General features: G+C 71.4%; 11 protein-coding genes. 6 read left to right on the forward strand and 5 right to left on the reverse strand.

Annotated elements, in window-relative coordinates; genetic code table 11:
• Positions 1-206: 206 nt before the first annotated feature.
• From deoC to D7X55_RS25390, 4 genes are all read left to right on the forward strand, one after another.
• Complete coding sequence (gene deoC, locus D7X55_RS25375) at positions 207-1,067, forward strand: deoxyribose-phosphate aldolase (RefSeq protein WP_121724432.1); 861 nt, start codon at positions 207-209, stop codon at positions 1,065-1,067.
• 21 nt (positions 1,068-1,088) lie between these two features.
• Positions 1,089-1,484, forward strand: coding sequence for a TraR/DksA family transcriptional regulator (locus tag D7X55_RS25380; protein ID WP_120548972.1), 396 nt, complete (start codon positions 1,089-1,091; stop codon positions 1,482-1,484).
• Positions 1,485-1,519: 35 nt separating this feature from the next.
• Entirely contained in the window at positions 1,520-3,247 is a 1,728-nt protein-coding gene (locus tag D7X55_RS25385) for a phospho-sugar mutase (RefSeq protein WP_121724433.1), read from the forward strand.
• Positions 3,248-3,330: 83 nt separating this feature from the next.
• On the forward strand, positions 3,331-3,969 hold the full coding sequence (locus tag D7X55_RS25390) for a hypothetical protein (RefSeq protein ID WP_199747136.1): 639 nt from the start codon (positions 3,331-3,333) through the stop codon (positions 3,967-3,969).
• A gap of 43 nt (positions 3,970-4,012) precedes the next feature.
• On the opposite strand, the gene D7X55_RS25395 is transcribed toward D7X55_RS25390, so the two are convergent.
• The 5 genes from D7X55_RS25395 to D7X55_RS25415 all read right to left on the reverse strand — a co-directional run bounded on the left by D7X55_RS25395 (position 4,013) and on the right by D7X55_RS25415 (position 10,318).
• Positions 4,013-5,140, reverse strand: a complete 1,128-nt coding sequence (locus D7X55_RS25395; RefSeq protein WP_233610055.1) for a sensor histidine kinase — start codon at positions 5,138-5,140, stop codon at positions 4,013-4,015.
• Positions 5,141-5,544: 404 nt separating this feature from the next.
• Positions 5,545-6,474, reverse strand: coding sequence for an ABC transporter permease (locus tag D7X55_RS25400; protein WP_121724434.1), 930 nt, complete (start codon positions 6,472-6,474; stop codon positions 5,545-5,547).
• The gene (locus D7X55_RS25405; protein ID WP_121724435.1) at positions 6,467-7,600 is read right to left on the reverse strand and encodes an ABC transporter permease; all 1,134 of its coding nucleotides are present in this window, start codon (positions 7,598-7,600) and stop codon (positions 6,467-6,469) included. The genes D7X55_RS25400 and D7X55_RS25405 overlap by 8 nt, the downstream gene beginning before the upstream one ends.
• Positions 7,593-9,086 (reverse strand): ABC transporter ATP-binding protein, encoded by a 1,494-nt coding sequence (locus D7X55_RS25410; RefSeq protein ID WP_121724436.1) that lies wholly within the window; start codon positions 9,084-9,086, stop codon positions 7,593-7,595. The genes D7X55_RS25405 and D7X55_RS25410 overlap by 8 nt, the downstream gene beginning before the upstream one ends.
• 38 nt (positions 9,087-9,124) lie before the next feature.
• The gene (locus tag D7X55_RS25415; RefSeq protein ID WP_121724437.1) at positions 9,125-10,318 is read right to left on the reverse strand and encodes a BMP family protein; all 1,194 of its coding nucleotides are present in this window, start codon (positions 10,316-10,318) and stop codon (positions 9,125-9,127) included.
• Positions 10,319-10,378: 60 nt separating this feature from the next.
• Here D7X55_RS25415 and D7X55_RS25420 point away from each other — a divergent pair, with 60 nt between their 5' ends.
• Both D7X55_RS25420 and D7X55_RS25425 read left to right on the forward strand, forming a co-directional pair.
• Complete coding sequence (locus D7X55_RS25420) at positions 10,379-11,683, forward strand: thymidine phosphorylase (protein WP_120548965.1); 1,305 nt, start codon at positions 10,379-10,381, stop codon at positions 11,681-11,683.
• A 13-nt stretch (positions 11,684-11,696) separates the two neighbouring features.
• Positions 11,697-12,146: rhodanese-like domain-containing protein (locus D7X55_RS25425; RefSeq protein ID WP_255425031.1), on the forward strand; the 450-nt coding region annotated here is incomplete at its 3' end.

Below are 12,146 nucleotides of genomic sequence, written 5' to 3' on the forward strand. Positions count from 1 at the left end.
GGGCAGGGCCGGGGAGGACGGCGCCGCCGCGTGGCCCGGCACCACCGCGAAGAGGAGGACAAGGAGTGCGAGCAGCCGCGCGAAGACCTTCACGGGTTGGAACTCTACAGCCCCGCTCCCATTCTTCGCAGCCCGTGCGTTGACCGGCGGCTACGTCCTCCCGCGAGCGCTTCCCCGAGGCCCGGGAGTGGGCTAAGGGGCGCGGCATGCCGTCCGACGCCGAAGCCTTCTTCACCGTCCTGGAAGAGCTGGTCGACCAGGCCCGTCACCGTCTGCACGCCTGGGAGGTCCAGCAGGAGGCGGCTCCGCCCGCGCCCGCCGCCGTCCTGAGCCCGGAGCCCCCGCGCCCGCCCGGCGTCAAGACGGCCACCGCGCGCGTGGACCCGGCCACCCTGGTGAAGGCGTCGGACCTGGCCCCGTACATCGACCACACGCTGCTCAAGCCGGAGGCGCGCGCGGAGGACATCGTGCGCGTGGCCGAGGAGGCCCGGCAGTACGGCTTCGCCACCGTGTGCGTGAACAGCTGCCACGTGGCCACCGCCGCGCGCGTGCTGGACGGGGCGACGGCCGTCCCCATCGCCGTGGTGGGCTTCCCGCTGGGCGCCGCGCTGTCGTCCGCGAAGGCCTTCGAGGCGCGCGAGGCCATCCGCGCGGGCGCGCGCGAAATCGACATGGTGCTCAACCTGGGCGCGCTCAAGGCGCACGACTACCAGCGCGTGCACCAGGACATCGCCGCGGTGGTGGAGGCCAGCCACCCCGTGCCCGTGAAGGTCATCCTGGAGACGGGCCACCTCACGGACGAGGAGAAGGTCGTCGCGTGCGCGCTGTCCAAGGCCGCGGGCGCCGCGTTCGTGAAGACGTCCACGGGCTTCGGGCCCGGCGGCGCCACGGTGAAGGACATCGAGTTGATGCGCGCGGTGGTGGGCGACGACGTGGGCGTGAAGGCCTCCGGCGGCGTGCGCTCCGCCGAGGACGCCGTGAAGCTCATCCGCGCGGGCGCCAACCGCCTGGGTGCCTCCGCGTCCGTGGCCATCGTCACCGGGCAGATCTCCACCGCGCAGTACTGACCCCTTCCCGGAGCACGCACCGTGACCCCGAAGCAGCGAGAGGACTTCCTCCAGCAGTTGCTCGCGCTCCACGCGGAGCTGAGCGGGAAGACGCCCCTGCGCATCGAGCCCAACCGCACCGACGAGGCGCGCGTGGGCGGCGACGAGGACGAGCAGCCCCTCAACGAGATGATGCAGACCATCGCGTCCAGCCGGAACCGCAACACGGACGGCACGCTGGCGCGCGTGGTGAAGGCCCTGGGCAAGCTGCGCGAGGACCCGGACTCCTTCGGCGAGTGCGAGGAGTGCGGCGACGAGCTTCCCCTGGGGCGCCTGAAGGCCATGCCCTACGCGGAGTTCTGCGTCGCGTGCCAGAACAACAAGGACGGCCCCAAGGGGCCGGTGCGCCGCAAGCACCTCACCGACTACAAGGGCTGAAAGAAGCCCCTTCTCCAACCACGAGGCAACGCGCGATGGACACCACCGGACTCAGGGAGCGGGCGGAGGCCTGGCGCAAGGCGGATCCGGATCCGGAGACCCAGGCGGAGCTGGCCAATGTGCTGGCGAAGCAGGACTGGGCGGACCTGTCGGACCGCTTCGCGCAGGACCTGGAGTTCGGCACCGCGGGCCTGCGCGGCGTGCTGGGCGCCGGCCCCAACCGGATGAACCGCGCCGTCGTGCGCCGCACCACCGCGGGCCTGGCGCGCTACCTCAAGGCCACCGTGCCGGACGTCACCACGCGCGGCGTGGTGGTGGGCCGCGACGCGCGCCGCCTGAGCAAGGAGCTGGCCGAGGACACCGCCGCCGTGTTCGTCGCGGAGGGCATCCCCGCGCACGTCTTCCCGGAGCCGGTGCCCACGCCCGTCACCGCGTTCGCCGTGCTGCACCTCAACGCCGCCGCCGCGGTGATGGTGACCGCCAGCCACAACCCGCCCGAGTACAACGGCTACAAGGTCTACTGGGGCAACGGCGCCCAGATTGTCCCGCCGCAGGACGTGGGCATCGCGGACGCCATCGCGAAGGTGGAGCCCGCCAACGCCGTGCCGCTGCTCACGCCCTCGGAGGGGCGCGCGAAGGGGCTGTGGCGCGACCTGCCGGAGGACGTGGGCAACGCGTACCTGCGCGCCATCCTGGACCTGCGCCTGTACCGCAAGGGCAGCGACATGCTGTCCATCGTCTACACGGCCATGCACGGCGTGGGCGGCGCGTGGGCGGCGCTCGCGCTCAAGGAGGCGGGCTTCCCGCGCGTGACGCCGGTGGCCGAGCAGCAGCAGCCCGACGGCCGCTTCCCCACCGTGCGCTTCCCCAATCCGGAAGAGCCGGGCGCCATGGACCTGTCCCTGGCCACGGCGGAGCGCGTGAAGGCGGACCTGGTGCTGGCCAATGATCCGGACGCGGACCGGCTCGCCGTGATGGCGCGGGATGCGTCCGGGAAGCTGCGCCTGCTCACCGGCAACGAGGTGGGCGTGCTGCTGGGGCACTACGTCCTCACGCAGGGGACGAAGCGCGCGCGTCCGCACGTCGTCACCACCATCGTGTCCTCCACGCAGCTGGGTGAAATCGCGCGCGGGCTGGACGCCGCGTACGACGAGGTGCTCACCGGCTTCAAGTGGATCGCCAACCGCGCGCTGGAGCGCACGGCGAAGGAAGGCACGCAGTTCGTCTTCGGCTACGAGGAGGCCCTGGGCTACACCGTGGGCACCGCCACGCGCGACAAGGACGGCGTGGGCGCGGCCCTGGTCGTCGCGGACATGGCCGCGTGGTGCGAGGCGCGCGGTACCACCGTGCTGGGCTACCTGGAGGAGATCCAGCGCCGCTTCGGCCTGCACGTGGGCGCCCAGCGCAACGTGACGCTCCCTGGCTCCGAGGGCGCTCGGACCATCCGCGCCATCATGCAGGCCTTCCGCGCGTCCCCGCCCGCGAACATCGGCGGCTTCCCGGTGACGGCCGTGCGCGACTACCAGAAGGGCGAGGGCGGCCTGCCTCCGTCCAACGTCGTCGCCTTCGCGCTGGAGGGCGGCGGCCGCGTCACCCTGCGCCCCTCCGGCACCGAGCCGAAGATCAAATACTACTTCGAGCACAAGGAGACGCCCGCCCCCGGCGAGCCGCTCCCCCAGGCCCGGCAGCGCGCGGAAGCGAAGCTGGCGGCCCTCATCGACGCCTTCCTGGCGCTGGCGCGTGATCGAGGCCAGCCCGCCTGAGTCCTGAGTCCTGAATCACCCTTCAACTGAACCAACCCCCCGGGTCGCGTCCCCTGTCGCGGCCCTTCGAAGAAAGGAACCTCGTGAAGCGCTTGATTCCTGGTTTCCTCCTGGCCGTGCTCCTGGCCATCCCCGGTACGGCGATGGCGCGCGGGCAGGGCTGGTCCCTGCTGGCGGCGGACACCGTCGGCTCGGGCCGCAACATGTTCAGCGCCCAGATTGGCTTCCCCGGCCTGACGCTGGGGCTGCTGCATGGCGGCTCGGACAACGTGGATATCGGCGGCAAGTTCAGCTTCAACTGGGGCCGTGAGGGCCTGGTGGACGCGTCCGACGCGGGCCTCAAGCTCCAGGGCTGGCTGCGGGTGATGATTGCCCGGACGGACAAGGTGGCCTTCGCCATCACCTTCCAGCCGGGGCCATTCGTCTACTTCCCCCGGAACAACACGATGTTCGGCATGGCCCTGCCGGTGGCCTTCGTGGTGGGCATCCCCGTGGGCAGCGCGCTGATGATCAACGCCGGCCTCGACGTGCCGTTCAACGTCTACTTCGGCGAGGGCATCGGGCCGGTCATCCCCATCCTCTTCGGAGGCGGCCTGGAGTACTTCGTGAACAACAACTTCAACGTGAACTTCAACCTGCGGATGGGGCCCTCCATCGTCCCGCGCGCCGACGACAGCTTCTTCACGATGGAAGCGCTGGCGGGCGTGGCCTACCGCTTCTAGCCGTCACGCGGGCGGGGAGAGGCCTTCCCCGCCCGTGCGGCCGCTACCAGGACGACGTCTGCTCGGGCAGCTCCACCGTGAAGGTGCTGCCCAGGTTGACGCGGCTCTTCACGGTCAGCTTGCCGCCCATGCTCTCCACCAGGGTGCGCGCCACCGTGAGGCCCAGGCCCACGCTCTTCTCCGGGGCCTTGGTCGTGTAGTACGGCGAGAAGATGGCCTGCAGCTCGTCCTCGAAGATGCCGATGCCGGTGTCCTTCACGAAGAGCTGCGGGCCGAACTCACCGAACATGTCCGGCAGCTCCACGCCCACCTGCACCACGCGCGGACGGTCCTTCACGTCCTCCACGGCGTCCACCGCGTTGCAGACCAGCTCCGCCACCACCTGCTCCACCTGACGGCGGTTGAACACCACGGCGATGGGGTCCTCCGGCAGCACCGCGCGCACGTCCGCGCGGCCCAGGCGCCCGGCGGCGCGCAGGCGGGACACCACCTCCGGCACCACCTCCCGCAAATCGAAGCGCTGGATGTCCTGGGGACCCGAGGGGCCCAGGGACAGGAGGTGCTGTCCGTGCAGGCGCATCTGCTCGCCGGCCACGCCCAGCTTGAGCAGCTCCGCCGAGTCCGGCGGCAGCCCCTGGGCGGCGCGGGCGCGCACGTGCTCCAGCGCCCGCTGCAGGCCCACGCCCAGCTGGTCCATCTGCGTGGCCAGGTCCGCGGCCAGCGTGCCCACGCGCGCCAGGCGCTCCATGCGCACCCAGCGCGTGCGCGGGTCCTGGAGCACTTCACGCAGGCCGCCCTGCTCGCGGTGCGCCTTGAGCTCCAGCAGGGTGTGGACGCGCACCTTCAGCTCCAGCGGGTCCAGGGGTTCGGTCGTCAGCAAGTCGTCCACACCTGCCTCCATCACCTCGCGGCGCGTCTGGCGGTCCGCGGAAGGCGTGAGCATGAGGATGGGGAACTGCGGCGGGGAGAGCTCCTCGCGAAGGCGCCGGTACGCGGCCAGGCCCACCGTGCGGGCCCGCTCCACGTCCAGCAGCACCAGGTCCGCGGAGTGGCGCGACACCGCCTCCAGCGCGGCCGTCGTCCCGCGCGCGGGCAGCACGTCGTAGCCCGCCGGCGTCAGGATGGAGCGCACCCGCTCCACCCCGCTGGATTCCACGTCGACCGCGATCACTCGCGGGCGCTGGGGTGACGTCGAGCCTGTTGCCGTCGTCTGCATGTTCATGCCACCCCAGCCTGGAAACCGGACCGGCCAACGCCCACGGGCGCTGTCCCGCATCCGGGGGACCACGTCCCGGAATCGCTCAGGCCCACATGCTCCGCCTGCCCGGTATCCCGTCCGCAATCCGACATGGTCGCACTCCCATGCCAGCGGCATGCCGGACGTCCACCCAACGGCAGATCAGCCCACACTGGAAAGGCCGGAAAGCGTGATCCAGTAAGGTCAGGGGGTTGGCGGAGCGCCAACGCATGACCTGACGCATCAGGGCAGGTGCGCGCTTCAGATTTGGCAGGTCGAACCTGACCAAAAGTGTTTTCGGACCCGGGTCCCTGGATACCCGCTCCCTCTCAAAATGGTCAGCGGGATTCCTGTTCGTACGGCGTGCCCAGCGCGGCGGGGGCGTGGCCCCGCTGGCCCTGGAGCGCCAGGACGAGGAGGGTCAACAGGTAGGGCAGGGCGAGCAGGAAGCCCTGGGGGACCAGCTCGAGGAGCCAGGGAGCACTCGACGCGAGGCCGATCCGCAGCGCGTTGCCGAAGGCGAAGAAGAGCGCGGCGGCGAAGGCCCCCAGGGGCGTCCAGCGGCCGAACACCATGGCGGCCAGGGCCATGAAGCCCAGGCCCGCGGGGGTGTGCTGTTCGAAGCGGTCCAGGACGGCGGTGGACAGCACCGCGCCGCCCAGGCCCGCCATGAGGCCGCCGCCCAGCACCGCGCCCCAGCGCAGGGCGGGCACGGACAGGCCCAGCGTGGCCACCGCGTGCGGCTTGTCCCCCACGGCGCGCAGGCGCAGGCCCAGCGGCGTGCGCGACAGGAGCAGGTGGAAGACGAAGGGCAGGGTGAGCGCAAGGTACGTGGGCGCCGAGTGGCCCGACAGCGCGCTCAACAGCGGCACGTGGGACAGGCCCGGCAGGTTCCAGCGCGACAGCTGGGTGATGCCGGGCGTGCCGTTGGGGCCGTAGAGGGATTCCAAGAGGAAGGTGCCGCCGGCCATGGCCACCAGGTTGAGGGCCATGCCGGAGACGACCTGATCCGACCGCCAGCGGATGCTCAAGAAGCCGTGCACCGCGGCGATGCCCGCGCCCGCGGCCATGCCCACCAGGACCGCCAGGGGCGTGGGCATCACGAGCGCCGCCACGGCCGCGCAGAAGGCGCCGGTGCGCATCATGCCCTCCACGCCCACGCTCACCACGCCGGCGCGCTCGGAGAGCATGGCGCCCAGCGCGGCGAACACCAGGGCGGGGGCCGCGTCCAGGGTGGAGAAGAGCAGCGAGTGGAGCACCTCAAGCACGGGGCACCTCCACTCCGGCCTGGGCGGGCTTCTCCGCCAGCGCCCGCTTCTGGCGCCGCTCCAGCAGGGCGAGCCACACCATGCGTCCGGCGACGAAGAGCAGCGCGAAGCCCTGGATGAGCTCCGGGAAGCTCTTGTGCACGCCCAAGAGCTGCATGCGCGTGCCGCCCGCGCGCAGGATGCCGAAGACGGTCGCGGCCAGCGCCGCGCCCAGCGGGTGGTTGTTGCCGATGAGCGCGATGGCGATGCCGTCGAACCCGTACGGCGCGCCCAGCGAGCCCGGGTAGCGCCCCTCCGTGCCCAGCACCAGCACCGCGCCGGCCAGGCCCGCCAGCGCGCCCGCGAGCGCCATGGCCCCGCCCGCGCGCCACAGCGTGGGGATGCCCGCGGCCCGGGCCGCCTCCGGGGTGAGGCCCACGGCGCGCGTCTCGTAGCCGGAGCGCGTGCGGGACAGCCACACCCAGACGCCCAGCGCCGTGGCGAGCGCCAGCGGGAAGCCCAGGTTGAGGCGCGAGCTGTCGCCCAGCAGCCGGGGCAGCTGCGAGGAGGGGAGGATTTCGGCGGTGCCGGTGATGGACGACGCGCCCTCCGCCACGGCGCGCAGCGGGCCGATGACGAGCCAGTTGTCCACGAGGCTCACCGCCACCCAGTTGAGCATGATGGTGGAAATCACTTCGTGCACGCCGCGCTTGAGCTTCAGCACGCCCGCGATGCTCGCCCACGCCGCGCCCGCCACCGCCGCCGCGATGAGGGCCAGCGGGACGTGCAGCACGCCGGGCAGCGACACGTGCGCGCCCACGAGCGCCGCGGCCAGCGCGCCCCAGATCATCTGACCCTGCGCGCCGATGTTGAACAGGCCCACCTTGAAGGCCACCGCCACGGACAGGCCGGTGAGGGTGAGCAGCGCGGCCTTCATCGCGGCCTCGCCCAGGGGGCGCAGCACGGCGGTGGAGTTGCCGCCCTCCAGGAACGCGGGCCAGTTGCCCACGCCGCCCCAGAGCATCTGGAGGTAGGCGCGCGTGGCGGTGTCCGCGTCGCGCGTGAGGGCGATGGTCAGCCAGCACACCGCGAGCGCCAGCAGCACGGAGAGCACCGACGGCAGCACCTGCCGCGTCCGCTCACCCATGGCCTGCCTCCGCGCCCAGCATGCAGCGGCCCAGCGCGCGCTCGTCCAGGTCCTTGCGCGGGAAGTGTCCCGTCACGCGGCCTTCGTAGAGGACGTAGACGCGGTCGGACAGGGCCAGCACCTCCTCCAGGTCCAGCGACACCATCACCACTCCCGCCCCCCGCGCCTTCGCATCCCGAAGGCGTTCATGCACCTGCGCCACCGCGCCAATGTCCAGCCCGCGCGTGGGCTGCACGACGACGAGCAGCTTCGGTTCCGCGTCCAGCTCGCGCGCCACCACGACCTTCTGCTGGTTGCCGCCGGATAGCGCCTGGAGCGCCACCACCGGGTCGTTCGGGCGCACGTCGTAGCCGGACAACAGCTGGTTCGTGCGCTCGCGGCGGCCCTTGAAGTCCACCCACGGCCCGCGAGCGAACGGCGGCTGACGGTGCCGGCCCAGCGCCACGTTCTCCTCCACCGTCATCGCCTTCACCACCGCGCGGGCCAGGCGGTCCTCGGGGACGTGGCCCACGCCGCGCGCCTTGGCCAGCGCCGGGGTCAGCCCCGCCAGCGGACCGCCCAGCAGCGTGCCCTCTCCACCGTCCAGCTTGCGCAGGCCGGTGAGCACCTCCGCCAGCTCGCGCTGCCCGTTGCCGTCGACGCCCGCGATGCCGACGATTTCGCCCGCGCGCACGGTGAGGCTCACGCCCTGGAGCGCCGGACGGCCGTTGTCGCCCGTGGCCCGCAGGTCCTTTGCTTCCAGGACGACGGGGCCTGTCTCCGCTGCCTGCGTACCGGCCGCGACCGCGGGCACGCCGGTCATCGCGGCGCCCCTCGAACCCTCACCCACCATCAGAGAGGCCAGCGCGGAGACGGTGGTCTCGCTGGCGCGCACCACCGCGACGGTGCGGCCCCGGCGCATCACCGCCACGCGGTCCGCCACGCCCAGCACTTCCTTCAGCTTGTGGCTGATCAGCACCACCGTGCGGCCCTGCGCCACCAGCCCGCGCATCACCTGCGACAGCTCGTCGGACTCCTGCGGCGTGAGCACGGCGGTGGGCTCATCCAGGATGAGGACCTGCGCGCCCCGGTGCAGCGCCTTGACGATTTCGACCTTCTGCTGCGAGCCCACCGTGAGCGTGTCCACGCGGGCCCGAGGGTCCAACTGGAAGCCGAAGCGCTTCGCCGTGGCCGCGACCTCGTCACAGGCGCGGTCCAGGTCCAGCAGGCCGCGCTTCGTGGGCTCGCGGCCCAGCACCACGTTCTCCGCCACCGTCAGCGTGGGCACCAGCATGAAGTGCTGGTGCACCATGCCGATGCCCCTCGCGATGGCGTCTCGCGGGCTCTTGAAGCGCACCGGCTTGCCGTCCATGAGGAACGTGCCCGCGTCCGGGTGGTAGAGCCCGTAGAGCACGTTCATCAGGCTGGACTTGCCCGCGCCGTTCTCGCCCACCACTGCGAGCAGTTCCCCCGGGGCGATGTCCAGCGACGCGTCCTCCAGGGACACGCACGACCCGAAGCGCTTCGCGATGTGCTGGAGGGAGATCAGGGCTGCGCGACCTGGAAGGAGGACAGCTCCGCCTGCGTGCCCGGCACGGAAATCTTCCCGGCGAGGATCTGCTGCCGCAGCGACTCCACCTTCTGGAGCGCCTCCGCCTTGCCCGGGAACTCCACGCGCACGTCCGCCATGCCCACGCCGTTCTCCTTCAGGCCCAGCACCTGCTCACCCGCCGTGAGCTTGCCCTCCACCAGGTCCTTCGCCGCCTGGTACACGGCCAGGTCGCTGTGCTTCACCATGGACGTGAGGATGGCGTCCGGCGCCAGGTGCGACTGATCCGAGTCCACGCCGATGGCGTACACCGTCTTGCCCGCCGCTCTCGCCTCCTTCACCGCCTGGATGACGCCCAGGCCGTCCGTGCCCGCCGCGTGGAAGATGACGTCCGCGCCCTTGGCGATGAGGTCCTGGGCCACTTCCTTGCCCGCGGACACGCTGTTGAAGCTGCCCGTGTACACGGCCATCAGCGCGTCCGCCGCCTTCGCGTTGGTGGTGCGCACGCCCGCGCGGTAGCCCACGTCGAAGCGCTTGATCAGGGGCACTTCGATACCGCCCACGAACCCCACCTTGTTCGTCTTGGTGACGAGCCCCGCCAGCGCGCCCACGAGGAAGCTGCCCTCCTGCTCCTTGAAGAGCACCGTGCGCACGTTGGCCAGCGACTTGGGCTTGCCCTGCGCGTCCAGCAGCTGGCTGTCGATGAGCAGGAACCTGGCGTCCGGGTTTTCGGTGGCCACGTCGCGCACCGCGTTGGCCAGCAGGTACCCGTTGCCGATGGTCAGCTTCGCGCCCTGTTCCACGAGCAGCTGGAGGTTGGGGGCGTAGTCCTCCTGCGCCTTGCTCTGGAGCACCAGGGGCTGGATCGGCAGGGGCTTCACTTCCGGTGCGAGCGCCGCCAGGTCGGAGGAGATGGACTGACGCACTTCGCCAGCGGGGGCGTCCACGTACCTGCCGCCCTCGTACTTCTTGCCGGCGGCCCACAGCTCCAGGCCGCGCAGGGACGCGTCGTTGAACGAGTGGTCACCCCGGCCGCCCACGTCGATGACGAGCCCCACGACCACGGGTCTTCCCTCGGAGGGCTTCGTGGCGGTGGAGGCCTGGGAGGGCGCCTTGGGGGCATCCTCGGGCTTCTTGGAGCAGGCGCACAGGAGCGCGGCCAGGGCGAACACGTGGAGTCGGCGGAGCATCATGGGGCTGGCTATCTACCAGATGCGGCCAGGGCTTTCCCTCTGATATGGCCTTGCCCCGTGCAACCCTACGAGCTCATCAAGGCCAAGCGCGATGGCGGCAAGCTGGACCCGTCCGACATCCAGGCGTTCATCCAGGCGTACACCGCCGGCACCGTGGCCGACTACCAGATGGCCGCCATGTGCATGGCCATCTTCTTCAAGGGGCTGGACTCGCGGGAGCTGGGGGCGTGGGCCCGCGCCATGCTCCACTCCGGTGAGGTCCTGGACCTCTCCGACACGCCGGCCATCAAGGTGGACAAGCACTCCACCGGCGGCGTGGGCGACAAGGTGTCCCTGAGCCTCGCGCCCCTGGCGGCCGCCTGCGGCGTGCCCGTGCCCATGATTTCCGGCCGCGGCCTGGGCCACACCGGCGGCACCCTGGACAAGCTGGAGTCCATCCCCGGCTTCAACGTGAACCTGTCCACCGCGGACTACCGCCGGCTGGTGCGCGAGGTGGGGTGCTGCCTCATCGGCCAGACGGCCCAGGTGGCCCCGGCCGACAAGAAGCTCTACGCGCTGCGCGACGTGACGGCGACGGTGGACTGCATCCCGCTCATCGCGTCGTCCATCATGAGCAAGAAGCTGGCGGAGGGCATCGACGCGCTGGTGCTCGACGTGAAGGTGGGCAGCGGCGCCTTCATGAAGACGGCGGACGACGCGCGCGTGCTGGCCCGCACCATGATTGGCCTGGGCGCGGAGATGAACCGCAAGGTCGTGGCCCTGCTCACGGACATGGATCAGCCCCTGGGCCGCCAGGTGGGCAACGCCCTGGAGGTCCGCGAGGCCGTGGACATGCTCCGTGGCGAGGCGCCGGACGACTACACCGAAATCACCTACGCCCTGACGGCGGAGATGCTGGTGCTGGGCAAGAAGGCCGCCAACGTGGAGGAGGCGCGCGGGATGCTGCGCCGCTCCGTGGAGGACGGCAGCGCCATCAAGAAGCTGAAGGAGATCGTCCAGTCGCAGGGCGGCGACCCGCGCTCCATCGACGACTACTCGCTCTTGCCCACCGCGAAGGCCACGACGGACGTGGTGGCGCCGAAGGACGGCTTCGTCACCGGCATCCACACGGAAGGGGTGGGGCTGGCGGCGGTGGCGCTGGGCGCAGGAAGGCAGCGCGTGGACAGCAAGATCGACCCGGCCGTGGGCTTCACGCTGCTCAAGAAGGTGGGCGACGCGGTGAAGCAGGGCGAGCCCCTGGTGCAGGTGCACTACAACGACGCCGGGCCCGTGGAGGACGTGAAGGCGCGGCTGCTCGCGGCCTACCGGTTTGGCGACCGGGCGCCCGCGGCCCGCCCGCTGGTGCTGGAGCGGCTGGAGTAGTTACGCAATCGCCATGGCGCCCACGTTCCGCGAGCTGCTGTCAGAGGTGAAGAAGGAGATCCGCGAGGTCTCCCACGAGCACGTCCGTGAGCTGCTGGTCACCGGCCAGAAGGTGAAGCTCATCGACGTGCGCGAGGCGGACGAGTACGCGGGCGGACGGCTCCCGGGCGCGGTGCACATCCCCCGGGGCTACCTGGAGCTGCGCATCGAGGAGAAGGCGGACCGCGACGAGGAGCTGGTCCTCTACTGCGCGGGCGGCACCCGGTCCGCGCTCGCGGCCCGGACGCTGCGGGACATGGGCTACACGCGCGTGTCGTCGCTCGCGGGCGGGTACAACCGCTGGAGCGACGTGGCCTACCCGGTGGAGAAGCCGGTGGTGCTGTCCGCCGACCAGAAGGAGCGCTACCGGCGCCACCTCATCCTCCCGGAGGTGGGGGAGGAGGGGCAGGCGAAGCTCCTCCAG

The sequence above is a fragment of the Corallococcus sp. AB049A genome (assembly GCF_003668885.1).
GTDB lineage: Bacteria > Myxococcota > Myxococcia > Myxococcales > Myxococcaceae > Corallococcus > Corallococcus interemptor.